This window comes from Myxococcales bacterium (assembly GCA_016703425.1).
Lineage (GTDB): Bacteria > Myxococcota_A > Polyangia > Polyangiales > Polyangiaceae > JADJCA01.
The window spans coordinates 15,823-39,000 of the sequence record JADJCA010000012.1; the positions used below are offsets into that span (position 1 = coordinate 15,823).

The 23,178-nt window shown below is 68.5% G+C and carries 20 protein-coding genes; 11 read left to right on the top strand and 9 right to left on the bottom strand.

The annotated features are described in order from the left end of the window. Positions 1 to 36 precede the first annotated feature (36 nt). Positions 37 to 2,190 (bottom strand): hypothetical protein, encoded by a 2,154-nt coding sequence (locus IPG50_23025; GenBank protein MBK6695055.1) that lies wholly within the window; start codon positions 2,188 to 2,190, stop codon positions 37 to 39. 341 nt (positions 2,191 to 2,531) lie between these two features. Between IPG50_23025 and IPG50_23030 the strand changes: the two genes are divergently transcribed. The 7 genes from IPG50_23030 to IPG50_23060 all read left to right on the top strand — a co-directional run bounded on the left by IPG50_23030 (position 2,532) and on the right by IPG50_23060 (position 11,435). Then, the gene (locus IPG50_23030; protein MBK6695056.1) at positions 2,532 to 3,557 is read left to right on the top strand and encodes an N-acetylornithine carbamoyltransferase; all 1,026 of its coding nucleotides are present in this window, start codon (positions 2,532 to 2,534) and stop codon (positions 3,555 to 3,557) included. Next, complete coding sequence (locus IPG50_23035; GenBank protein ID MBK6695057.1) at positions 3,554 to 4,771, top strand: argininosuccinate synthase; 1,218 nt, start codon at positions 3,554 to 3,556, stop codon at positions 4,769 to 4,771. Before IPG50_23030 ends, IPG50_23035 begins: the two co-directional genes overlap by 4 nt. Then, the gene (locus IPG50_23040) at positions 4,768 to 5,820 is read left to right on the top strand and encodes a M20/M25/M40 family metallo-hydrolase (protein MBK6695058.1); all 1,053 of its coding nucleotides are present in this window, start codon (positions 4,768 to 4,770) and stop codon (positions 5,818 to 5,820) included. Before IPG50_23035 ends, IPG50_23040 begins: the two co-directional genes overlap by 4 nt. Beyond that, on the top strand, positions 5,817 to 7,157 hold the full coding sequence (locus tag IPG50_23045; protein MBK6695059.1) for an acetylglutamate kinase: 1,341 nt from the start codon (positions 5,817 to 5,819) through the stop codon (positions 7,155 to 7,157). The genes IPG50_23040 and IPG50_23045 overlap by 4 nt, the downstream gene beginning before the upstream one ends. After that, positions 7,154 to 8,116, top strand: a complete 963-nt coding sequence (locus tag IPG50_23050) for an N-acetyl-gamma-glutamyl-phosphate reductase (protein ID MBK6695060.1) — start codon at positions 7,154 to 7,156, stop codon at positions 8,114 to 8,116. The genes IPG50_23045 and IPG50_23050 overlap by 4 nt, the downstream gene beginning before the upstream one ends. 68 nt (positions 8,117 to 8,184) lie before the next feature. Further along, positions 8,185 to 9,429: an argininosuccinate lyase gene (gene argH, locus IPG50_23055; protein ID MBK6695061.1), complete on the top strand. Its 1,245-nt coding sequence runs from the start codon at positions 8,185 to 8,187 to the stop codon at positions 9,427 to 9,429. Continuing rightward, positions 9,426 to 11,435 (top strand): hypothetical protein, encoded by a 2,010-nt coding sequence (locus IPG50_23060; protein ID MBK6695062.1) that lies wholly within the window; start codon positions 9,426 to 9,428, stop codon positions 11,433 to 11,435. Before argH ends, IPG50_23060 begins: the two co-directional genes overlap by 4 nt. 3 nt (positions 11,436 to 11,438) lie before the next feature. Here the strand turns inward: IPG50_23060 and IPG50_23065 are convergent, their stop codons facing one another. The 3 genes from IPG50_23065 to IPG50_23075 all read right to left on the bottom strand — a co-directional run bounded on the left by IPG50_23065 (position 11,439) and on the right by IPG50_23075 (position 13,928). Next, the gene (locus IPG50_23065) at positions 11,439 to 12,032 is read right to left on the bottom strand and encodes an AAA family ATPase (protein MBK6695063.1); all 594 of its coding nucleotides are present in this window, start codon (positions 12,030 to 12,032) and stop codon (positions 11,439 to 11,441) included. A gap of 75 nt (positions 12,033 to 12,107) precedes the next feature. Next, on the bottom strand, positions 12,108 to 12,542 hold the full coding sequence (locus IPG50_23070) for a hypothetical protein (GenBank protein ID MBK6695064.1): 435 nt from the start codon (positions 12,540 to 12,542) through the stop codon (positions 12,108 to 12,110). A 96-nt stretch (positions 12,543 to 12,638) separates the two neighbouring features. Then, positions 12,639 to 13,928 (bottom strand): M18 family aminopeptidase, encoded by a 1,290-nt coding sequence (locus tag IPG50_23075; GenBank protein MBK6695065.1) that lies wholly within the window; start codon positions 13,926 to 13,928, stop codon positions 12,639 to 12,641. A gap of 114 nt (positions 13,929 to 14,042) precedes the next feature. Between IPG50_23075 and IPG50_23080 the strand changes: the two genes are divergently transcribed. The 3 genes from IPG50_23080 to IPG50_23090 are packed head-to-tail and all read left to right on the top strand — an operon-like array spanning position 14,043 to position 16,557. Then, positions 14,043 to 14,924, top strand: a complete 882-nt coding sequence (locus tag IPG50_23080; GenBank protein MBK6695066.1) for a MaoC family dehydratase N-terminal domain-containing protein — start codon at positions 14,043 to 14,045, stop codon at positions 14,922 to 14,924. Beyond that, entirely contained in the window at positions 14,921 to 15,505 is a 585-nt protein-coding gene (locus IPG50_23085; GenBank protein ID MBK6695067.1) for a TIGR00730 family Rossman fold protein, read from the top strand. Before IPG50_23080 ends, IPG50_23085 begins: the two co-directional genes overlap by 4 nt. 35 nt (positions 15,506 to 15,540) lie before the next feature. Beyond that, the gene (locus tag IPG50_23090; protein ID MBK6695068.1) at positions 15,541 to 16,557 is read left to right on the top strand and encodes a Gfo/Idh/MocA family oxidoreductase; all 1,017 of its coding nucleotides are present in this window, start codon (positions 15,541 to 15,543) and stop codon (positions 16,555 to 16,557) included. Between the two features lie 39 nt (positions 16,558 to 16,596). On the opposite strand, the gene IPG50_23095 is transcribed toward IPG50_23090, so the two are convergent. From IPG50_23095 to IPG50_23115, 5 genes are all read right to left on the bottom strand, one after another. Next, positions 16,597 to 17,439: an HAD family hydrolase gene (locus IPG50_23095; protein ID MBK6695069.1), complete on the bottom strand. Its 843-nt coding sequence runs from the start codon at positions 17,437 to 17,439 to the stop codon at positions 16,597 to 16,599. 4 nt (positions 17,440 to 17,443) lie between these two features. After that, positions 17,444 to 17,803: a hypothetical protein gene (locus IPG50_23100; protein MBK6695070.1), complete on the bottom strand. Its 360-nt coding sequence runs from the start codon at positions 17,801 to 17,803 to the stop codon at positions 17,444 to 17,446. Positions 17,804 to 17,839: 36 nt separating this feature from the next. Continuing rightward, positions 17,840 to 18,793: a hypothetical protein gene (locus IPG50_23105; GenBank protein MBK6695071.1), complete on the bottom strand. Its 954-nt coding sequence runs from the start codon at positions 18,791 to 18,793 to the stop codon at positions 17,840 to 17,842. Positions 18,794 to 18,934: 141 nt separating this feature from the next. Continuing rightward, the gene (locus IPG50_23110) at positions 18,935 to 19,453 is read right to left on the bottom strand and encodes a hypothetical protein (protein MBK6695072.1); all 519 of its coding nucleotides are present in this window, start codon (positions 19,451 to 19,453) and stop codon (positions 18,935 to 18,937) included. 26 nt (positions 19,454 to 19,479) lie between these two features. Next, complete coding sequence (locus IPG50_23115) at positions 19,480 to 21,222, bottom strand: hypothetical protein (GenBank protein ID MBK6695073.1); 1,743 nt, start codon at positions 21,220 to 21,222, stop codon at positions 19,480 to 19,482. A gap of 291 nt (positions 21,223 to 21,513) precedes the next feature. Here IPG50_23115 and IPG50_23120 point away from each other — a divergent pair, with 291 nt between their 5' ends. Then, positions 21,514 to 23,175: a hypothetical protein gene (locus tag IPG50_23120; protein ID MBK6695074.1), complete on the top strand. Its 1,662-nt coding sequence runs from the start codon at positions 21,514 to 21,516 to the stop codon at positions 23,173 to 23,175. The last annotated feature ends 3 nt before the right edge of the window (positions 23,176 to 23,178 follow it).

The window sequence follows — 23,178 nt, forward strand, 5'->3', positions numbered from 1 at the left end:
ACAAAAGAAGTCCCGGGCGCCGCTGCGCGTGATGGCTTATGGCAGCGTCATCCACGCCTTCCACGGGCGAAGGCGCTTCATTTCCACCGAGTCGAAATGCACTGTGCCGCCGGCGGGCCCGGTCGCCGGACCGTGGGAGCATCGGACGACGATGGGCCCGCCGGTGTCCGGCGCGAACCATGGGATCGCATGCTGGGCCCACTCGGTGTTGCCAAACTCCAGCTGGGCGAGGACGCGACCCGTTGCCGCGTCGGCGACCTCAACGAGGCCCAGCGCGCGGCCATCGGTCTTGGCCGTCAGCTCCAGCAGGTAGGCTCTCCCGGGCACATACCCAAGAGGCTGCTCGAGGCCTTGGCGGACGTTGTCGGTCGTCGTCTTGACGACGAGGCTCGCTGTACCGCTCGCGCGATCGGCGGCGGCTGTCGAACGAAAGACGTTCTCCGGGGATGTGCCAACGCTGCGGGACCACCTCGCCGGGAGCGTCTTGTCGGAGGCGGCCTCAATGGCGAAGCCGCGGTTGACGAGCCGCTCCGGGTTCCAATCGGCGAGGACCGAGAGCGTCTCGAGGCGATAAAGGTGCGTGTCATCGACGGTCAGGGTTCGGTAGATCTCAGCGGTTCGATCCCACACGCGCCCGTCGACCTCGGCGAGCATCGACCAGCCCCACAGGTTGTCCGAGAGCTTCGGGTCGTTGTTCGACGCGACCGTCTTTCCGAAGTACCGCTCCGCCGGGTTCCACATGACATCGAGGAGCGTGCTCGTCACCGCGGTGCGGTCTCTGGCCGAGAAGACCACTCCGGCGTGCGAGAATCGAAGCACCGACTTCGCGTCCATGCTGCCGTGTGACGTGTCCTCGGCGCCCAGCGGACGCGATGCGTCCCGTGCGACGAGGCGGTCTGCGTAGTTCCAGGTGGCGGCACCGGGGTATTGCGCGCTGGGCGACCAGGTCTTGCGAAACGTCGTAGCGAGCGCGTTGGCGCGGGCGAGCCACCGCGCGTTGGACGTCGCCGTCCCCAGCGACAAGAGCACGTTCGCGAAGGGAAGGTACTGGTTGTGCGGCAGGCTCGTCCCTCCGCCGTAGCTGGCGCCGTCCTCAAAGGTCTCGTCGGTGGGCGTAAGGTAAGTCTGCCCCTCCTCGCTCCAGTGCTTCTCCCATTTCGGGATGAACTCGTCGGTAAGAAGGACACGGATGCGTTCGGCCGCCGCCCGGTATCGGGCGAGCGACGGATCGCTGTAGACCTCAAGGACGAAGGCAGCGAGCGGATCTGTGATGTGGCCGTCGTGAACGAGGTATTCACTGACGAGCCTCACGCTCACCTCGTCGAACGTGGTCACGCCGTCGCTCACGTTCCAATCCGAGTGATAGAGCTGCAGGCGAAGCTTGTGCCCCGCTTCATTCGGTGAGCGGAAGCGGAAGGTGCGTCGGCCCCAAGTCGTTCCGCTGAACGTTCGGGTGCCGAGCAAGTCCCCCGTGGTCGCGTCTTGCGCGTCCACGCGGCCGTCGACCACGCCGTTGGTCTTCCCATAGAACGAGACCTCGTAGAGCTGGCCCGGCACGTAGGGGAAGAATTGCTCGGCGGCGCGCCAGCCGCGACTTTGGTCGGTGAAGACGTCGAGCACGCGCTTGCCGTCCGAGAAGGTCACCGCTTCCGGCCGCAACGCGACTCGCGAGCCGTTCCAGCCCGTCCAACCCGCCGGCAGCGACGGATCGTCGTCGGACACTTGTTCGAAGCCGCGATTGACAAGCCGCTGCGCCGTGTAGTCCGTCGTCTGCCATCCCCGGTAACCGTCCCCATCGGGATCGCTCAAGTTGGCGAACATCAAGTTCGCGTGTTCGACAAGCTTGTCGAGGTACCGCGCGTCTCGGTACGAGCGATACATGTTGAGGTACCCCTGGAGAAAGTAGGCTTCGGCCCACGCGAGCGTCGCCGAGTCGGGATGCGCTGCGTAGCCCCTGCCTTCGCGAAAGGTCGCGTCGAAGGCGTCGAAGCGCTCGCGGTACTCGTCGGGGGCGGCCTGCGACGCGCCCGCCTCAGGGTCGGTTGCCTTGTCCGTGGTCCAACTCGCCTGCAGCGGACCGACGCTCGCCTGCGTCGGCGGTGCGTCTCCTTGGCATGCCGAGAGCGCGGTCGATAGAACGGCGACGAGCGCGCTGCGCGCGGAGACCGCCCGGAAGGTGAGGTGACGCATCGGAGGTCGTCAATCCACGCGCCGTGCCACAACAGAGGCGCTCGCCGACGGAAGCCTTGTCGCACGAGCGGCGAGGCGATCCGCGAGCGATCCGGTACCGGGCGGCAGGCGGGAAGTCCGGGGGAGGCGCTCAGCCGCTGTCGCACGCCAGAGGTGGATCGCCTCGATGGTCCATGGTGCAGGCCACGCCCTGCCACGCGCTCCGGCGGGGCGCGACGCTCGCCTCCTGGTCTTTCGTCCGGAAAATGATGCGACGCACTGCCTGTAGCGGGCTCTATTCTGAAATGATTCATTTAAAGTATTGTGCGTCGCAGCAAATGAGGTAATTGACGCGCCGCAGCATGCGCCACTTCCTCTCGACCCTCGACTGGCCGCGCGCCGAACTCGAGCAGCTCCTCAGCGATGCGGCGACGCTAAAGGAGCATCGCAAGACCAGAGCCCGCGCCGCGGGGCCCGGCCCGCTCAGCGGCAAGAGCGTCGCGCTCGTCTTCTTCGCGCCCTCGCTCCGAACGCGGACGTCCTTCGAGGTCGGCGTGCACGAGCTCGGCGGCCACGCCGTCATCCTCGAGCCCGGGAAGGGCGCGTGGCCCATCGAGTTCGACGACGGCGTCACCATGAACGGCGACGCCGAAGAGCACGTCGAAGAGGTCGCGCGCGTCTTGTCGCGTTACGTCGACCTCATTGGCGTGCGTGCGTTCCCGCGCTTCCAGGACTGGGCGGAGGATCGCCGCGATCGCGTCATCGAGGCCTTCGCTCGCCACGCCACCGTGCCCGTCGTGAACATGGAGACCATCACGCATCCCTGCCAGGAGCTGGCGCTGATGATGACGCTCAAGGAGCGGCTCGGAACGACCGACAAGAAGAAGCTCACGCTCACGTGGACGTACCACCCGCGGCCGCTCAACACCGCGGTGGCAAACTCGGCGCTCCTCATCGCGGCAAAGTTCGGCTTCGACGTGACGCTCCTGTGTCCCACGAAGGACTTCATCCTCGACGAGCGCTACATGACCGCGGCGCGCGGCTACGCCCGCGAACAGGGCCGCAGCCTCGAAGTCACGCACGACATCGACAGCGCATACCGCGGCGCCGACGTCGTCTACGCCAAGAGTTGGGGCGCGCTGCCGTTTTTCGGCCGCTGGGACGATGAGCGTCCGCTCCGCGAGGCCCATCGGCATTTCATCGTCGACGCGGCAAAGATGGCGAAGACCAACGACGCCTATTTCAGTCACTGCTTGCCGCTTCGCCGCAACGTGAAGGCGACTGACGAGGTCGTGCGCTCGCCGCGCTCCTTGGTCATCGACGAGGCGGAGAACCGGCTGCACGTACAGAAGGCGCTGATGGCGCGCCTCTTGGGAGCCACGTCATGAACGCGAGCCTCGGAAACAACACGGTCGTCTTGGCCTTCTCTGGTGGGCTCGATACGAGCTTCTGTGTTCCGTACCTCAAAGAGCGCGGCCACGACGTCGTGACCCTCTACGTCGACACCGGCGGCGCCGCGGAGGCCGAACGTCGCGCCATCGAGGCCCGCGCCCTCGAGCTCGGCGCCGCGCGGCACGTGACCGTCGACGCGTCGGCCGACGTGTGGCGCGACGTGGTGGTGCCTCTCGTGATGGGCGGACAGCTCTACCAAGATCAGTACCCGCTGCTCGTGTCCGATCGGTACGTCATCGTCGAGCGGGCCCTCGCCTTGGCCAAAAGCGAGAAGACTCGCCTCTTCGCCCACGGCTGCACCGGCATGGGCAACGATCAGGTCCGCTTTGACGTATCGGTCCGCTCGCTGGGTGACTTCAGCATCCTCGCGCCCATTCGCGACATTCAGAGCGAGCACAAGAGCGTCCGCGCCTACGAGCGAGCGTTCCTCGAGAAGCGCGGCTTCTCCGTCCCGGAGGCGCAGCGCCGCTACACGATCAACGAGAACCTCCTCGGCGTCACGCTCTCGGGTTCGGAGATCGACGAGTGGTGCGCTCCGTCGCTCGACACCTACCGGCTCTCGCTACCTCGCAGCGCGTGGCCTCACGCTCCGCTCCGCGTGAAGGTGACCTTTGAAGAAGGCGTCGCCGTTGCCCTCGACGGAGAGAGGCTCGCTGGCCCCGCGCTTCTTCGCGCGCTCCACGGTCTCCTCGGCGCCTACGGCGTCGGCAGGGGCATCTACACGGGCGACACGACCATCGGCCTGAAGGGCCGCATCGTCTTCGAGTCACCCGGTCTCACGGGGCTCCTCGTCGCGCATCGCGCCCTCGAAGAGGCCGTCATGACGCGCGAGCAGAACGGCTTCAAGCCGCTCGCCGCGAAAAAGTGGGTCGACCTCGTGTACCGCGGGTTCTTCTTTGATCCGCTCAAGGCCGATCTCGAGGCGCTCCTTCGTAGCTCGCAGCGGTTCGTGAGCGGCGACGTCGTCCTTGAGACGGAGGGCGGCGTCGTGCACGCCGTCGCCGTCGCGAGTCCGCACCTGCTCCGCGCCAAAGACGCGACGTACGCGCAGTCAGCCGATTGGGGCGCGCGCGAGGCGGAGGGGTTCGTGCGCCTGCTCGGCCAGAGCTCGGAGCTCTACTCACGGCTCCACGCGGAAGGCGCCTCGTGACAGAGGACGAGACCCTCGCGCTCCGGCACCTGGCTGCCCTCGTCGCCGTGCCCTCGACGAACCCACCGCGCCGCGTTGACCGCATCGTGGCGCTCTTGCGGGAAACGCTGCCGTCGGGCTTCGACGCGCGCGTCACCGACCTCGGTGACGGATGCGTCGCGCTCCTCGCCGTTAGGGGCCGGCCATCGGTCGTCTTCAACGTTCATGTCGACACGGTGCCCGTCGTGCCCGGTTGGACCCACGAGCCGTTTCAGCTCACCGTCGTCGGCGACAAGGCCTACGGCCTCGGCGCCTGCGACGCGAAGGGCGCTGCCGCGTCGCTCCTCGCGGCGTTGGCCTCGTGGGATGGGCCGGCGGCGCTCTTGTTCACGACCGACGAAGAGGCCGGGCAAGCGCGTTGCGCGCGGTGGTTCGCGTCCGAGCCCCGAGGGTTCTCGGCTGTGATCGTCGGCGAGCCGACAGGTAACCGCGTCGTCTCGTCGCATCGCGGCGTGGCGACGGCGCGCGTCACCTTCGAGGGAAGCGCGGGGCATTCATCGGAGCGTCGCGCGAGCGCGAATCATGCACTCGTGGCCTGGGCCGGGCGCGCGCTCGCTTTCGCGGAAGACGCGGCGGGTCGTGGCCGAGACCTGCGGCTTAACCTCGGTCGCATCGAGGGCGGCGAGAAGCCCAACGTGGTGGCCGCGCGCGCCGAGGTACGCTTTGGCGTTCGGCCCCCGCCTGGTGAGAGCCCGCGCGAGGTGATGGCGTCGCTGCTCGCCTTGGCGCCGGAGGGGGCGACTCAGGCGCTCAGCTTCGTGGGCGAGCCGCTGGTACGAAGACCGGAGTCGGCGGACCTCGCGGCTCGCTGGCGGGTCGACGAGGGAGGCCCCGTAGACTTCTGGACCGAGGCACCCATCTTCGCAGAGGCCGTGCCGGCGCTCGTCTACGGACCGGGCTCCATCGCGCAGGCTCATAGCGCCGATGAGTTCGTGGACGTGGCGAGCCTCGGCAAGGCGGTGGCCGACTATCGGCGAGCGCTCGCGACCTTCGCGGAGCTCGCGTCGTGAGCACCACGCAAGACGTGATCGTGACCCTGCTCACGAACATCGGCAGCAAGAAGGAGGTCGAGCAATACCTCCGCCACTACGCGAGCCCGAGCTCGCCGAAGTTCGCCGTCGTGCGCGTGAGCGGGCAGATCCTCGACGAGAACATCGACAGCCTCGCGACGACGCTCGCGTTCCTCCAGCGCGTGGGGCTCTTGCCCGTGGTTGTCCACGGCGCGAGCCCTCAGCTGGATCGCGCGCTCGTGGCGGCGGGCGTGGTCGCGCCTCGCGTTGATGGCCTCAGGCCCATGTGGCCCGAGGTTCGCGACATCGCGCGACGCGTGCTCTACGACGTGAGCGCGCGTCTCGTCGACGCGCTTGAGTCGCAAGGTACCCGGACGAGGCCGTTTACCTCGGGCGTCTTCGACGCGATCGAGGAGTCGGATGCCAAGCTCGGTGCTGTTGCGCGCGTCGTGCGCGTGCACTCGGCGGCGTTGCTCTCGGCGGCGCGCAGCGGCCACCTGCCGGTGATCACACCGTTGGCAGAGACGGAGGGCGGCCGCCTCCTCGTGGTGCACGCCGACGGCGCCGCGTCGGCGCTCGCCGTCGACTTGCGGCCCCACAAGGTCGTGTACCTCACCGAGAGCGGCGGCATTCGCGAGCCCGGCGGCGGTCTTCGGTCCGCCATCAACCTCGCCGAGGATCGTGACGAGGTGTTCGCGTCGCTCTCCACGCCGGATCGGCAACGCCTCGAGCGCATCGCCGAAATGCTGGCCGAGCTGCCGAAGACCGCCTCCGTGTCGATAACTTCGCCGGACCACCTGGCGAAGGAGCTCTTCACGCATCGCGGCGCCGGCACGCTGGTCCGGCTCGGCGAGCGCGTGGGGCGCCACACGAGCTTTGCGGAGTTGGACAAGCCGCGGCTGCGCGCCCTCTTGGAGGAGTGTTTCGGCAAACGCCTGCACGCGGGATATTTCGATTCGAAGAAGCCGCTCGCGGTGTACCTGGCCGAGTCCTATCGGGCCACGGCCATCCTCACGCTCGAAGACGGAGTTCCTTACCTCGACAAGTTTGCCGTCACCCCAGAAGCGCAGGGTGAGGGCATCGGCGGGTCTCTATGGCATCGGCTGCGCGCCGATCACAAGAAGCTCTTCTGGCGATCGCGCGCGAACAACCCCGTCAACGACTGGTACGCGCAGAGCGCCGACGGCCTCTTCAAAGGCGATCGCTGGTGGGTCTTCTTTTGCGGCATGACAGACTTTCGCGAGATCGAGAGTTGCGTAAAGCGCGCGCTGCAAATGCCGGCGACGCTCAAGGAGGAGAGCCCTGAGGCCGCGGCGCCGAGGAGCCAGGCGCAATGACGTCGCGAGACACGCTACGGGTGGGGCTCGTCGGCGGTCGCGGCTTCGTGGGGGCCGAGCTCTTGGGGCTCTTCGGCGCGCGCAAAGACATCTCCGTTTCGTGGCTTACGTCCACCACGGCGGCAGGACGACCTGTCGCCGAGCGCATCGCTCACGCGCCGCCGGGCCTCGTGTTCTCGTCGCCGAATCCGGCGGAGCGCCTCCGAGAGCCCATCGACGTGCTCGTCTTGGCATTGCCCAATGGTGAAACCGGCCCGTGGCTCAAGGCGCTCGCAGAGAGCGAAGGCGCCTCACGCATCCTCGTCCTCGATCTCGGCGCTGATCATCGTGGCGCCGTCGACTTCGTCTACGGTCTTCCGGCGCGCCGCCGCGACGAGATTAGGAACGCGCGGCGCATCGCGAATCCGGGCTGCTACGCCACGGCCATTGAAATCGCGCTCGACCCGCTTGTCCCATGGCTCGAAGGCACAGCCTACGCCTTCGGTGTCAGCGGCTACTCCGGCGCCGGCACCACGCCATCGCCGCGCAACGATCCGGAGCGCCTGCGCGACAACGTTTCGCCCTATTGCCTGGTGGACCACGTTCACGAGCGCGAGGTGGCCCACGAGCTCGAGCATCCGGTGCGGCTCTTGCCCCACGTAGCGCCGTTCTTTCGCGGCATTTCTGTCACGTTGACGGGGAGCTTCGATCGCGTGGTCACGCGTCGCGACGTCGTCGACCGAATGGGCCTTCGCTGGGCCTACGAGCCTCTCGTGTCCGTGAAGGACGAAGCGCCGCAGGTGCGAGACATTCGCGGTCGGCACGACGTTCACGTCGGCGGCGTTGAGGTAGGGCGCGACGGTCGCTCCTTCTCGCTCGTGGCGACGGTCGACAACCTCTTGGGCGGTGCAGCGACGACGGCCCTTCGCAACATCAACCTCGCCACCGGTCGCGCTGAGTTGGAGGGCATCGCCTCGTGACTCGGCTTTGGCAAAAAGGCAATGCGAACGGCGACGCGACGCTCGCCGACGAAGAGCTGCACGCCTTCATGTGCGGCCGCGATCTCGTCGCCGACGAGACCTTGTTGCCGTTCGATCTCGTCGCCACTACGGCGCACGTGCGCGGCTTGGCGCGAATCGGTGTTCTTTCGGAGACCGACTGCCGCGAGCTCGTGACGGCGTTGACGCGCCTCGTCGAGGAGGTCCGTGGGGGACGTTTCGTGCTCGACGCTCGCTTCGAGGACGGCCATTCGGCCATCGAGGCGTGGTTGTCACAGGAGCTAGGCGAGCTGGGGAGGCGCGTGCACCTGGGCCGAAGTCGCAACGATCAGGTGCTCGTGGCTCTGCGGCTCTACGCAAAGGACCGACTGCTTGCCTTGCGGACGATCCTCGCTCGCGCGGCGACGACGTTCCTGCGGCGGGCCGCCCATGAAGGCTCCGCTGTGATGCCGGGCTACACGCATCTCCAGCGGGCCGTTCCGTCGACCGTCGGCCTGTGGTTCGCGGGCCTCGCCGAGGGGCTCGTCGACGACATCGAGATGGTCAACGGCGCGCTCCGTGTCGTCGACGGGTGCCCGCTGGGTACGGGTGCGGGATACGGCGTCAACCTCGCGCTCGATCGCGAAGGCGTCGCACGCGAGCTCGGCTTCTCGCGCGTGCAGTGGAATCCGCTCGCGGCGCAGAACTCGCGCGGGAAGCTCGAGCTGTTCGCGCTCGGGGCCTTCGAAGGTGCGCTCCTCGACGCGCGCCGCTTCGCCTGGGATCTGTCGCTGTTCTCGATGCAAGAGATCGCCTTCGTCCGCTTGCCCGACCGGTACACCACGGGCTCCTCGCTTATGCCCAACAAGCGGAACCCCGACGTCGTCGAGCTCTTGCGTGCGGCCTACGGCGCCTGCGCCGGCGCGCGCGTCGACATGGCGACGACGCTCGCGCTGCCGAGCGGATATCAGCGTGACGTGCAGCGCACGAAGGGCGTTTTCGTGAGCGCCGTCGAGGACGCGCTCGGAGCGATGTCAGTCATGGCGCGCCTCGCGGCGGACTTCGAGATTGACGCGGCCGCCATGAGGCAGGCGATTGACGCGCCGATGTTCGCGACGGATCGTGCCATCGAGCTGGCCCGTCAAGGCGTGCCCTTTCGCGACGTCTATCGGACCGTGGCCGCGGCACCGCCGACCATCGCTACGTCGCACATGGCGGAGGAGAGCGTGCGCTCGCGCGTCTCGCCGGGCGCGTGCGCCGAGCTTCGACTGGACGCCATCGGCGCTCGGCTCGCCGCCCTCACGGAGCCCTCGTGAAGTGCGTCGTCGTCCTGGCGCCGGCGCCCGGCGGCCCCGGTGCCGCGGCCGTCGACGTCCTCGCGGCGCTCGCGGCGCGGCACTTGAAGGCGCGCTCACGTCGCGTAGTCGTCGTGTCGCCCAATGGGTGCAGCGTCGCGGGGCGCTTCGCCGACGTCGTCTACGCCGAGCCCTTGGTGAAAGAGCGCCTCGAGCGCATCGCGGCCCGCGAGGGCGCCGACGGAATCCTCTCGGCCTTCGCCGGTGACGCATCCGTCCTCGCGGTCCCCGCCGCTTTGGGGCTCCCCGACGGATCCACCTCGCTTGCTCGGTTGTCGGCGGACGTTATGACGCCGTCGCCGCAAGGCTCGGCGTCGCTGCGAGCGTCGATCGAGTTGCTTGTCGACAAGACTGGCGCGTCGCATCTCTTGGCCGTAGCGCCGGCGTCGCGGTCGCCGAGCGCTTCGTCGGCGCTCACCCGCGCAGGCCACGAGGTCGCGCGCGTCGTTGCGGCGGCCGCGCACGCGCGCGGGGTCTTTGGTCTTCTGTCCGCGTCGTACCGGATCAACCGCGAAGGCGCGCCGTCGATCGATGAAGTCTATTTCGGTGCACGCTCATCGACCCTTGAAGCCGCGCGCCGCGCTTCCTTTCCCCTCGGCGAGGTCGTCTCCGAGTTGCTTCTCGGAGCTCCGCTCGATTGGCTCGATCTTGCGGGTGACGAACGGCCGCGAGACCTTGCGGGTGAGGCGCCGCTGCCCATGACCGACGTGCTCGTGCTCGGCCCCGGTGCTTCCTCCCACGTTGGCGGTGCGGCCGCTTGGGCCGCCGAGCAAGTGTTGGCGTGCCGCGCCCGCGGCAAACATGTGACGGTCGTCGACGATAGCGAGGCGTCGTTGGCGGGGGCGCTCGCCGACCGGTGGATCCATGAACCGCCGCGCGACGCAGCTCGTCTTGCCACCGTCGGAACCCAGGTGTTCGTCTCCGCGTGCCCCGAGAGCCGGGCCGTGGCGGACGCATGCGCGTCTCGCGGCGCCACGGTGCTGGACGTCGCGCCCGGAGGCTACGGCAAGGGGAAGCCGGCGGCGGCTTCGACGCGAAAGGCCGACGTCCTCGTCCTCACGGACGGGCACGAGGCGCTCGTGGTGGGCACGGTGGAGTATGTCGAGAGCGGCGCCGTCAACGAGGAGGACTCGGCCGCCTTCTTTCCGCCGCAGACGCTGCCCGTCGACGAGGTCCTCGCCATCGAGGAGAAGAGCCGCGCGGTCGTCGCCGCTAGCGGAGCCAAGGGCCTCGCCACCGTTCGATGGCGTCTCGGCGAAGCGACCCGTATGGCCTCCGTCTCTTGGGGCCCGGAGACCGCTGAACCGATGGTGTCGCGCGCGTTGGGGGTACGGCTCGGCGAGCTCTCGTGCGAGCTCGCCCTCGGCGAGACGCTGCGCTCGCTGGTGGATGTCGCGACGTTCACGCCAAGACCCATCGTGGTTGCCCGCGAGGTCGTGCTCCCTTCGGGGCCGGCGGCGCGTACCATGGAGCCGCTTGACGGTACGCCGCGTGCGATCGGCGAGGCGCTCGGCGTCGGCGAAACGCTCGCCGGCGCCTACGGTCGCGCCCTCGCGGGCGTCGGGTATCGCCTGCCGCACCCGTCGGCTCGCGCGGTGCTGTTCGCTCCCGACAGAGAGAGCGCCGACGCGGCGGCCCGCTGCGCGAGACGTCTTCATCCGCTGGGGTACCGCCTGGTGGCCATCGGCCCCGTGGCGCAACGAATTTCGGCCATGCGCGCGCCGTTCGAAGCGCTCGACGTGCCCTCCGCCGAGGCGCTGCTGGCCGGTGGCGCGGTGGCCTTCGCCTTCATCACGGGCATCGGTACCGCACCGGGCGCGGCCGAGCTTCGTCGCGCCGCGTCGGCGGGGCGCGTCCCGTGTTTCACGAGCGAGCTGCTCTTCGAGGCGGCCTGCGCGACGGTGGTCGAGGGGCGCGTGCCCGAACCGGTCGCGCTAGCTCCGCGCCGATGCGAGGCCGTCGCCTAGGCCTTAGGAGAGTTCGCCCAAGAGGCGCGTCAGGTGACCGAAGGCGCCTTGAATCTTCGCCAGGAAAGACGACGCGTGGGGCACCAAGGTGAAGCGCTCGTGTTGCGACCAGAGCGAGTGCAGGGCTCGATCAAGTTCTCGCGCGCGCTCAAGGGACTCGTCGCGAACGGGATTTCCGCCCTCGATCGCGATGCCGCCTACGGCGGCGCTCTCGAAGAAGAGAACCGCGTCGTACCGCTCGAGCTCCGCGTGGAGCGACGTGCCCAACGTCGCGAAGAACGAGGGGCCCCCGGCCGGCCAATAGGCTGCGCCGTCGACGGTCCCGCGATCGCACAAGAGGACGCGCCCCGGGTAGATCGAGGCCATGACGTCCTCGAGCTTTCGCTGGAGATGAAAGATGGCCTCCTGGGTGGCGCGCACCGCGGCCGGCTCCCGCGCGCGCGGGAAGCCACCCCCGAAGAGGATCGTCGCGGCCTCAGGTACGATGACTACGCGCTCGCCGACCTCGCGCCGAAACAAGTCCGCCGCCGTGGTCTTGCCGCCTCCGGGCCCACCGGTGAGGGCGATGCGAAAGCAGTCGGCGTTCTTCGGGGTCAAGGCTTGAGGAGATCAACCCAAAACACGGGCCGCCGAAAGCGGAAACGTCATGGCCCGACGTTGCCGTGCGCGCCCTTAGCAGCCGCTAGGCTTCGGGTGGCACTTGGGGCCCGACAGATCGCAGTAGTAGCCGCCGAAGCAGCCGTTGGGCTGGCACGTCGCGGACGTGGACTGACACGCGTGGCAGGGGGCCGTCTGATTCGGAAGCGCGTAACCCGGGCAGGCGGCCTGACTCGGGCTCGCGGGGCTAGCTGGGCTCGCGTCGGGCGCCGCTGTCGGCGCGCCCTTGGCCTTTGCGTCGGCAGCGCCCGCGTCGATGGGATCCGCTTCGCGGGTCGCTGAAGCTGTGGCTGTGATCGTGTCCGCCTGCGGTCCGCCTGCGTCGTCGACGCTACGCGGCCCAGCTCCCTCGTCGCCGCCAGCGGGCGCGGTGCCGACGGCACACGCTGCGGACAGGAGGAGCGTGGCTGTCAGGAGGAGCGGGCGGACTGTGACGCTGTTCGACTTCAACGCGGCGGATGGTCGTCTGAGAGGCCCGGCGCGTCGCGTCTCAAGCGCGCCTTTTTCGTCCTTGTTGCCACGCCGTTGCCGCGTCGACACACATCGCTACGCGAAAAATCGCGCCATGACGCGGCCCATTCGTTCGGCGTCTCGCGCGCCCGCCATTTCGCGAATGGAATGCATGCTCAGCATCGGGTTGCCGACGTCAACGGTCTTCATCCCGAGCAGTGCTGAGGTGATGGGGCCGATGGTGCTGCCGCAGGGTAGATCGGTGCGGTGGGCGTAGTGCTGCACCGGCACGTCCTCCTTCTTGCACAGGTCCGCGAACATCGCCGCGGTCTCCGCAGAGGTGGCGTAGCGCTGCTGCGCGTTCACCTTGATGACGGGGCCGCCGTTGAGCACCGGCTTGTGGCGCGCCTCGTGGCGGTCCGGGTAGTTGGGGTGCACCGCGTGGGCCATGTCGGCCGAGACGCAGGTCGACGCGGATAGCGCGCGCAGCGTCGCCGCGCGATCGAGCCCCATGGCGAGGGCGATGCGTTCGAGCAAGCGCGGGAGGAATCCCGAGTGCGCACCGGTCGCGCTCTCGCTGCCGACCTCCTCGTGGTCGAAGAGCGCCACAATCGGGACAACGTCGCCGCCCTCGGCGCGTGGCGCCGCGGCTACCAGCGCCGTCGTCGCCGCGTGACACATGGCGAGGTTGTCGAGGCGCGCCGAGAAGATGAACTCGCTTCGCGCGCCCGCCAAGACCGGGGGCGTCACGTCGTAGAGCATGAGGTCGAGCTGTGCCACGCGATCGGCATCGACCGAGAGCTCTCGCGCCACGAGCGCCGTCAGGCCTTCGGCGCCCTCCGCGAGGCCGAGCACCGGCGCCAAGTGTTCTTGACGGTTGAGCGCGAGGCCCTTGTCGTTGACGTCGCGATCGAGGTGGATGGCGAGCTGTGGAACGCGGAGCAGCGGTCGGTCGATGCGGAAGAGGCGGGGCTCGACGCGATCGGCGTCGCCGCTCTTGAGGAAGACACGGCCGGCGAGCGAGAGGTCGCGGTCGAGCCAAGTCGAGAGCAGGACGCCGCCGTAAACTTCGACACCGAGCTGCGCGTAACCTTCCTTCGTGTATTCGGGCTTCGGCTTCAGACGAAGGTTCGGGCTGTCGGTGTGGGCGCCCACCATTCGAAAGGCCGCGAGCTTGCGCGTCGCGGGCACCACAAACGCCAGGATCGTGCTGCCGCCGTGGACCACGTGGTAGCGACCCGCCGGCAACGCGCCCCAATCGTCGGCTTCGTGGAGCGGCTGAAAGCCCGCCGCCAGGAGGCGCTTCGCGACCGCGAAGGTGGCGTGGTAGGGCGTCGGTGACTCGCCCAGAAACGCGAGGAGGTCCGAGAGGACGGCGTCGGTCATGGGCCCCGAGTCTACCGATCTCGCCCGCGTGCGGACAGCGCGTCTTGGCGCATAACGCGATGGGGCGCGCGAGCGCTCGCTATACTGTCTCCGCCGCGCACGCGGCCCGGACCCATGGCCAAGCTCATCGACCCCGACCGCGCCTTGGGGCACCGCTTTCTTCCCGTCGCCGTGCCCTATTCGGAGCGAGACGTCGCGCTCTACGCCCTGGCGACGGGCGCCGCCGAAGATCCGTCGGAGGAAGGCGCCCTTCGTCGCGTCTACGAGGCGCACGAGCACGGCCAAGAGGTGCTCCCAGGATTTGTGGCTGTTCACGCCCTCAACGCTCTCCTCGACCGCCTCGTCCGCGAGGGAAGCGCCCCCGGGCTCGACTATCCGCTCGCGCGCGTCCTCCACGCCGAGCAGCGCACCGAGCACCTCGCCCCGGTCGCTCCCCGCGGCGTGCTCTCGCACGGCGGCTCCGTGTCGGCGATCTTCGACAAGGGGCGTCACGCCATCGTCGTGATGACGGTCGAGTCGCGCGACGAACGAGGCGTGCTCGTGGCACGGCACGAGATCGCTTCGCTCGTGCGCGGCGGTGGCGGTTTTGGGGGCCCGCGCGGCGACGAGCTCCTCGACCCGTTCCCGGAGGATCGCGAACCCGAGGTGATCGTCGAGCAAGCGACCCACAAGAATCAGGCGGCTCTCTTTCGCCTCCTCGGCGATGCCAATCCGATCCACATCGATCGCGCCGCCGTGCGCGCCTTCGGATTGCCGCGCCCGATCTTGCACGGGATGTGCACGCTCGGCTTCGCGCTCCGTCACGTGGCCGATGCGGTGTCCGCGGGGGCGCGCCTGGCGAGCGCCGCGGTGCGCTTTGCGGACGTCGTGTTTCCCGGTGAAACCCTCGTCACGCAGATCGCGCGCATCGAAGACCGACGCGTGGCCTTTCGCGTACGCGCCAAGGAGCGAAATCGGGTCGTCTTGTCCCACGGTGATGTGAGGTTCGAAGAATGATGCTTCGTCGTGTGTGCGTGTATTGCGGCTCGAGCCCCGGCGTGCGGCCTGCCTATCGAGAGGCGGCGCGCGCCTTCGGCGCCCTCTTGGGCGAGCGCGGCATCGGACTCGTGTACGGCGGCGGTCGCGTTGGCCTCATGGGCGCCGTGGCCGACGGCGCGATGGCGGCGGGCGGCGAAGCCATCGGCGTCATCCCCGACTTCCTTAAGCAGCGCGAGGTGGATCATCAGGGCCTGACGGAGCTGCACGTCGTCTCCACGATGCACGAGCGGAAGGCGAAGATGGCCGAGCTCTCGGATGCGTTCGTCGCGTTGCCCGGCGGCGTGGGGACGCTCGAAGAGCTCTTCGAGGTCTGGACGTGGACGCTGCTCGGCGCGCAGGCGAAGCCGGTGGGCCTCCTCGACGTCGACGGCTTCTACGGTCCGCTCCTCGCGGCCGTGAACCACGCCGTCACCGAGGGCTTCATTCAGCCGGCCCACCGCGACATCGCCGTGGTCTCCAGCGACGCGAAGACGCTCTTGGAGCGCCTCGCGACTTGGTCGGAGCCGCAGGCGCGCTGGATGAAGCCGTCGGAGGTGTAGGTCTCGCAGGCGGTCTAGGCGCTACCATGGATCCCGTGACGGTCGGCCCGAACGCACGAGAATCGCGCGCTGCGCTCATCGTGGGAGCCGGGACGGCTGGACTTCTCCACGCCCTCACGCTCAAGGCGCACGGCGTGCGCATCGCGGTGATCTTCGACCCCGACGGCGACAAGGCCCGGTCGCTCGCCGGGCTGGTCGGCGGCATGGCTGTCGATGCGCCCACGGCGAAGGACGCCGAGGTCGCGTCGATCGTCGTGATCGGAAGCCCGCCGCGTGTGCATGCGGCCCAGTGCGCCGAGCTGTCGCGGCCGGATCGCATTCTCGTCGTCGAGAAGCCTATCGCGACGACCGTCGCGGAGCTCGACGGCCTCGCCGTACTCCCGAACGCCTTCGCCGTCCTGCAGTGGCGCGTCGGCCGCGGCCTCGTCGCCGTTCGCCGCGCCGTCGCCGCGGGGCTCCTGGGGCCCGTGCCCTCCGTCGCCGTCGACTGTGCGCTCCAGCGGGATGCGCTCTACTTCGCCAAGGAGGGGCGTGACTCACTCTCGCGCTGGGGCGCAGGACCGCTCTTGTCGATCGGCATTCATGCTGTTGACGCCGCGCTCCACGCGCTCGGCGCCGTGGCGGCACGCCGGGTTGTGGCGACCATGGCGCGGCGGCCGGGCTCGCACCTCGAGCGCGCAGTGGCTCTCGCGGTGGAGACCGACCGAGGAGCCATCGTGTCGCTTCGCTTCACGGTAGAGGCGGCGCGCGACGAGGTCCGCTTCGCCTTCGCCGGTGGCGGCGTGACACTCACCTTGGCGGGCAGCGAGCAGGACCCGACCGGCGCCGATCTAAGCATCGAGTCCACCGACGCCGCCTTGGCGCAAAAGCTCGCCGAGCTCGAGCGCGTCGCACCCGGCGGGCGAAGCGCGCCCCTGCTCGTTCCGCTCTATGCGGCCATTCTAAAGCCGTCGGCGAGCCTCGAGGCGCCGACACTGTCGTCAGCACAGCTCGCACATCGAGTGATGTTCGAGGCCTACGCGGCGGACGAACACCGCACTCCGTCAACCTGAGGCCCCGCCGGGGACGCGTAGGCGCTCCTCCGACGGCGATCAGTCGAGCAAGGGCAGGACCTCCGAGAGCTCTCGGACGATGTGGCCGCCCGCGGCGAGGGTGGCGGCGCGCTCGTAGGCGAGCGTGTTCGGTCGCTCCACGAGCACCACCTTGGCGCCCAGCGCGGCCGGCAGCGCGAGGTCGAGCTCGAAGATGTCACCCACGACGAGCGTCGACTCAGGGGTCGTCTCCGACTCTTGCCAGATGCGCCGCAGCGCCTCGTAGTACTTGCCGCGTCGTACGTAGATGGCCCGCGGCAGGCTCGCGACGGAGAGCGTCTCCGGCAACGCGTCAAAGCGCGCGTCACTGGGCTCCGGCGCTACGACCCAGAATTTCTTCGCCTCACCACGGGTTCCGAGCCGCTCGCGGTGTGGCAGGGCGAGGCCGTCGAGCTTCTTGGCGACGGCGTCGGTCTTCGAGTTGGTGACCACGAAGGTGGGGACCCCGCCCTCGAGCAGCGAAGCGAGCACCGTCCGCGCGTCGTGTTTGAAGGCCGTCTGCGTCTTGGTGTAAGCGAGGCCGTAGAGCGCTTGCGTGATCTCGGTCCGGTGCGCGGGGCTCTTGAGGATGCCCGCGTGGTCGAGCACAGCTTGCACGGTCGCCGTGCAGACGAGGTACGGATCGGCCGTTGCCGGGGCCACGATCTTGCCGTCGTAGACCCAGCCGAATTTCTCTGGAGACTCCTCGATGAGGCGCCTCGCGACTGACCACTCGGTGGACACGTCGCGGCCGAGCAAGTCCGACACGCTGTCGATGAAGGCCGGTTCGAAGGGGCGAGCCTCGGTTTCGATGTCGGTGAAGGTTCCGTCGAAGTCAACGACGACGCAGCGCACAGCGGGCATGGTCTTACTGGTTCTCCGTGCCTTGTGCGCGCTCCGCAGCGCGGCGCCGCTCGAGGCGTTCGATGAGGGCCTTCTTGATGCGGAAGTAGGCGATGGGGCTCGTGCTCTCACCGGCCATGCGGATGACGTCGGCGCCGACGCCAGCGGACACCTCCACGAGGTCCGCAAGGTCTTCCTTGGGGATGACGCTGGCCGCGACGACGACGAACGGCTTCGTCACCGCGATGCGTTCACGGGCCGCCGCCGCGTGGGCCACGGAGAGAGCCAAGACGCCAGGGAAGTCTTTGCGGAAGGCGTCGAGAAACGCTCGATCCATCGCGACGAAGAGGATCGTGGGGATGAGTTCCGACGACGGCGAAGACACAGAGCACCAGCTTAGCGGTTTCCTCCGCTCTCGGAGCTACTTGGTGAAGACGCCCGCTTGCACCACCACCAAGGCCTTGAGGTCCACGATGTCGGCGCCGGCCTTCGCCTGCGCGGCGCCCTCCGTCGCGAGCGTGATCGCGCCCGTATTTCCCATAAGGTTCATGACCGCGGCCGGGACCGTGCCCGAGGTGCCACCATCGAAGGTGCACGTGACTGCGACGATCTTCTGTCCGCTCTCCGCCGAGAGGTAGGCCCAGACGTGGTCGGTGGTGCCGGTCCACTTGATCTCAAGCGGGCCCTTGGGCAACGTCGTCATCATCAGCGCGCTGAACTGCGGGGCGACGATCTGGATGGCTTGGCCCACGTCTACGGTGCCTTCGAACGCGGGGACGTCGCCGCCCGATGCCTTGATGGTGAACGCCGCGCCCGGTGGCATCAGCGGACCGGCCGTCGAGCTGGCTTCGGCGGTGATGTAGCGCTTCTCCGCGTTGGGGCTCAAGGTGACCGGCTGTCCCGATTGCCCTTTTGCCAGGACGGAGATGGTGCCAGCGCTCTTTGGTGTTCCCGTCGGCGCGACGTCGCCGGCGACCTTGTTGCAGACCTTCACCTCGCAGGTGCCTTGCGTCTGGGTCGAGCAGTCCGAACCCGGCTCGGAAGCGAAGCCCTCGCCGAAGCCAGCGGAGACTTGGCCCTTGTAGGTCGGCGAGCCGTTCGCGCTCGAGGTCGACTGAAGCAGCGTCACGTGGCCGATGACCTTCGCGCCGCCGGAGCCGTTTCCGCCGGTGGGTGAGCCGGGGCCGTTCGCGCTGCTCCCGTTGCCGCCGCTCGCGGCGGAGCCTCCGTCGGCGGACGTCGTGGGACCGCCGCCGGCGCCGCACGCCAAGAGTCCGGACGCGACGAAGAGGAGAGCGCCGTACGGCGCGAGACCGCGGCTGCGGGCGTGGGCGAGGACGTGACCGAGGACGTGACCGAGGTGCGAGGGGCGCATGGCCCCGTTGGGGTAGAAGCTTTTGCGGTGGCGTCGACGCCTTTCGAACGTCTCACGCGCCGGCGCCCCGTGTCTCATGGCGGAGTCACAAACCGTCGCGCGTTCGCGCCCACGCCCGGTAACCGCCCCGCAGACGCGCCCCTACTGCTCGCAGGATGCGCCGATGCCGTCTTCCACGCACGAGAACGATGGCTCCGTGGAGCAGGGCGCTGCTGGGCAGTTGGCCGCGCACTTGGCGCTCTTGAAGGCGGCGACAGCGCTCTGAAAGGCCTTCACCGCCGGCGTGCCTTTCTGAACCTTGCTCAACGTCGCCTTGCAGCACACGTCGTCCACGAGCTGGTCGCACTGTTCGACGCTGCTCGCGATGCACTCGATGGCTTGAGGTCTCGTGGCCTCCACTTGCGCCAGGAGGACCTCGCAGCTCGTGCCCGGCGCGTCGATGCGGGCGTCGAGCGCCGCGTCTCTTTGACCCGTCGCGCCGTCCCGGGCGCCGGTGGCGTCGCCGCTCGTGGCTGCATCGGACCCCGTCGCTGCGTCTGCGCTCGCGCCGCTCGTGCCGAACACGTCGTTGGCCGTAGTGCCGCCGCAAGCGCCGGCTGCCGCCCCGCCGGCGTAGATCACGACACCGACGCAACCGATTCGAACGAGCCGCGGAAGCATCCCGAGAGGTTAGCGTCTTCTGCGTTTCAGGGAAGCGCGGTGACCGTAACGGGCGACGACGAGCTCGTCAGGGTCCCTGCGCCTAGCTGCCCGGAGAGTCCGTAGCCCCAACACTTCGCGCCCGCTCCCGTCGTCCGGACGCAGGTGTGGTTGCTCCCGGCAGAGACCTGAAGCACCGACGAAACGGAGCCGACGGCCACCGGAACGTTCGACGACGTCGTGAGGCCGTTGCCGAGCTGGCCGTAGTAGTTGTAGCCCCAACATTTGGCGGCGCCGCCGACGACGGCGCAGCTGTGATAGTCGCTCGCCGAGATCGACGTCGCGCCCGAGAGGCCTTGCACGTCGACGGGTGCATAGGCCGTCGTCGTGGAGTTGTTGCCGAGCTGTCCGTAGGAGTTGTAGCCCCAGCACTTGACCGCGCCGCCGGCGACGATCGCGCAGGTATGGTTCGCACCCGCGCTGATGGCCTGGGCTCCCGTCAGGCCCTGCACGGCGACGGGGACGCTCGAAGGCGTCGTGCCACCGGTGCCCAGGGCCCCGTAGCTGTTTGAGCCCCAACATTTTACGGACCCGCCGGCGACGATGGCGCACGTATGGCTCCCGCCGGCCGCGATGGCCATCGCGCCCGTAAGCCCCTGGACGTCGACGGGCGCGTAGGCCGTCGTGGACGAGTTGTTTCCGAGCTGACCGTAGGAGTTGTACCCCCAGCACTTGACCGCGCCGCCGGCGACGATCGCGCAGGCGTGACTCGAGCCGACGGCGATGGCCTGCGCGCCGGTGAGGCCGCTTACGGCGACGGGCGTCTTGGCCGTGGAGGTGCTCGAGCCGTTGCCCATGCCGCCGTAGTAGTTGTAGCCCCAACACTGGACCGTGCCGCCGGCGACGATGGCGCACGTGAAGCTGCCGCCGGCGTCGAGCGCGAGCGCTGACGAGATGCCCGTGACTAGGGCCGGTGTGCTCGAGTCGGTGGTGCCGCCGTTGCCGAGTTGCCCGTAGCCGTTCTCGCCCCAACACTTGATGGTGCCGCTCGGGGTGAGGCTGCATGAATGGCTCGAAGCAACGGCCGTGAGTGACGCCGAGCCGGAGACCTGGAAGACCTCGCAGTTGCCGGGCGTGGTCCAGCCGCATTGGCTGTCGCAGGTGCGGTACCGACCTTCGTTCTGGCCGCCGCACGAGGCGCCGAGCAAGAACTCTTTGCTGCCGGGCGCGCACGCCGGCTCTCCGCCGGGCGTGGGCTCGACGCACGAGAGGCCCGCGACGTAATGACAGTCGAGCTTGCAGATGCGCGCGCGCTTGCCGCAGTTGCCGCAGTCTTCGTCGGGGTAGGTGGCGCTCGGATCGCAGGCGTCGACGGCCGTCAATTCGCCGAGGCACGCGCCCCAGGCGCCCCACACCTTTCCGGTTCCGTTCTCGTCGTCGAGGCACGCGCGCGTCTGCGTCCCGCACTTGCCGCAGGGCGCTGGCTGCAACTTGTTCGTGTTGCACGGGCTACCTTCGGGCTCGAACTGGGGCCCGCTGTCGGCTTTGCCGCCGTCTTTCGCGGTGCCGCCGTCTTTCTTTCCCGCGTCCTTGCCCGCGTCTTTCGCCTTTGCGTCGCCGGTGGCGGCGTCGGTGACGATCGACGTGCGCGGGTCCTCGCCTTCGAGACCGCCGTCCAAGAGGCCGAAGGAATGGGGCGTGGAGGAGCAGGCGGGGGCCGCGTAGGCCACGGCGCCGAGGAACAAGAGGGACAAAGTCGCGCGGCGGAGCTTGGATGGCGTGAATTGCATGAAGGGCGTGCCTCAACTAGCGCGAGCATCGACGAAGGAAAGGGGACAAAGATTCACCCCGACCCACGTTGGAGCCTCTGACCCGAGATGGGTCGCATCCTCCTACGGTGCTCTCGGATATTTCTTCCGCCGAAGCGCGCGGCACTCAGCAATACGAAAAGCGGTGCTAGGCTAAAAGTCGCGCTTCTGTTGGCTTGCCGCTGCCTTTCCGGCCGGTCGGCTCGGTAAAGCGATTGGGTTGGGGACGGGAGGGATATGCCGAGTGACCGACCTTCAATCGCCCGCCCCACGGTGGGGATTGTTGAGACCGCTGCCGACTACAACCTGAAGATTTTGGCGCCGCTCGCACGCTTCTTCAAGGAAGCGGGCCGGCTCGACGACCTTGAGGCGATTTGCAGGGCGGCACGCATCGCGCCCGCTGACTTCGAGTCGTCGATCCGATGGGTTAGCTTCTCGCAGTTCGAAGCGTTTCATGTCGCGGCTCGTGCGCGCGTGGCCAGCGACGAAGAATTCACCGAGGTCTGCGCGCACCACATGGCGGTGAGCTACGGTCCGCTCCGATTCTTCTTCTGGGCCACCACGCCGCTCCTCCTCTTCAAGGCGATCGAGCGAGGCAATCGCTTCTTCACGTCCGTCGGCACCTTCTCCATCGTGAACAGCGGGCCGAACTTCGTTCGCCTTCGATACAGCAGCGAACGGCCGGAGAGTCGCCTCGTTTGCCTGAGTCGCCAGGCTCAGTCCGCGATGGGCCCGACCCTTTGGGGGATGCCGCGCGCGTCGGTCCGAGAGCGCAAGTGCATGGCCCATGGCGATGAGTGCTGTGAGTACGAGTTTCATTGGTTCTCTCGACCGCGTTGGCTCCCCGCGATGCTCGGCTTCGCCATGGGCGCCCTTGGCAGTTGGGCAGCGACGCGAGCAGGAATGGGCTCAGCCGTCGCCGCGGTGTCCCTGCCTCTCCTCGGGGCCGTCGTGGCGCAAGCGCGCGAACTGGCGCGCACCGAGCGGGCGAACCGCGCAACGCAAGCGGAGAGCACGGAAGCGTTGCGTTTGATGGTCGACGACGCAGCCGAGGTGCGGCGTGAGCTCTTGGCTCTGCACGAGCGCCAACGGGAGTGGAGCCAGCTCATCGAAGGGGAGGCGGCCCAGCGCGCGGAAACCATCGAGGCGATGTCCAACGATCTCAAGCGTCTTCAGGCGGAACGCGCAGCGACAGTGCGTGGCTTCAGCCACGATCTTCGAAACCCGCTCCAGCTGCTGCGCGGGACCATCGACGCGTTGCGCGAAGGGCCCCCGCCGTCGGCGGCCGAGACGAAGTCGACGGTCGACGACCTCGAGGACGTCTACGCCCGCATGTGCAGCCTGCTCGATCAACTCATGCGCGTCGTGACCTCACGGCGCGAGTTCATGGCGTTTGCCCCAAAGCGCCTCGACGTTGGCCCGCTGGGCGAGCGCCTGCTCCGGCGTGTCCGTGCGCTCGTGCACGGGCGGGATATCCGGACGAGCGTCTTTTCGACGCGCGAAGCTCCCGACGCGATCCACATCGACCTTGTCGTGCTCGACCGCATCGTTGACAACTTGCTCACGAACGCTGCGAAGTACACCGATCGCGGTAGCATACTCATCGAGATCGACGGACATCCGGGCTTCCTCGTGCTCAAGATCAGCGATACGGGCCGCGGCATGTCCGACGATGAGCTAGGACGCGCTTTCTCTCCCGGTGGCTCCAGCGAGAGCGAACGCGCCCCTAAGAGCTTTGGCCTCGGGCTCTCGGTTGTCGTGGGCCTCCTCGCCCGCCTCGGTGGTCGCATCGAGGTGATGAGCAAGGTCGGCAAGGGCAGCACGTTCTGGGTGTACCTCCCGGTGGGAGCTGAGACCGAAGCCGGGGAGCCCGGCGTGACGTCCGGTGAGGTCGTGGCGCTGAGTGAGATCGTTCGAGTACGGAGGACCGCTTGAATT

Coding starts and splice junctions, on each gene's coding strand:
- IPG50_23050 (MBK6695060.1), top strand. CDS start 7,154: ATGACGTCGCGAGACACGCTACGGGTGGGGCTCGTCGGCGGTCGCGGC.
- IPG50_23105 (MBK6695071.1), bottom strand. CDS start 18,793: ATGCGCCCCTCGCACCTCGGTCACGTCCTCGGTCACGTCCTCGCCCAC.
- IPG50_23095 (MBK6695069.1), bottom strand. CDS start 17,439: ATGCCCGCTGTGCGCTGCGTCGTCGTTGACTTCGACGGAACCTTCACC.
- argH (MBK6695061.1), top strand. CDS start 8,185: ATGTGCGGCCGCGATCTCGTCGCCGACGAGACCTTGTTGCCGTTCGAT.
- IPG50_23075 (MBK6695065.1), bottom strand. CDS start 13,928: ATGACCGACGCCGTCCTCTCGGACCTCCTCGCGTTTCTGGGCGAGTCA.
- IPG50_23085 (MBK6695067.1), top strand. CDS start 14,921: ATGATGCTTCGTCGTGTGTGCGTGTATTGCGGCTCGAGCCCCGGCGTG.
- IPG50_23110 (MBK6695072.1), bottom strand. CDS start 19,453: ATGCTTCCGCGGCTCGTTCGAATCGGTTGCGTCGGTGTCGTGATCTAC.
- IPG50_23115 (MBK6695073.1), bottom strand. CDS start 21,222: ATGCAATTCACGCCATCCAAGCTCCGCCGCGCGACTTTGTCCCTCTTG.
- IPG50_23030 (MBK6695056.1), top strand. CDS start 2,532: ATGCGCCACTTCCTCTCGACCCTCGACTGGCCGCGCGCCGAACTCGAG.
- IPG50_23025 (MBK6695055.1), bottom strand. CDS start 2,190: ATGCGTCACCTCACCTTCCGGGCGGTCTCCGCGCGCAGCGCGCTCGTC.
- IPG50_23035 (MBK6695057.1), top strand. CDS start 3,554: ATGAACGCGAGCCTCGGAAACAACACGGTCGTCTTGGCCTTCTCTGGT.
- IPG50_23080 (MBK6695066.1), top strand. CDS start 14,043: ATGGCCAAGCTCATCGACCCCGACCGCGCCTTGGGGCACCGCTTTCTT.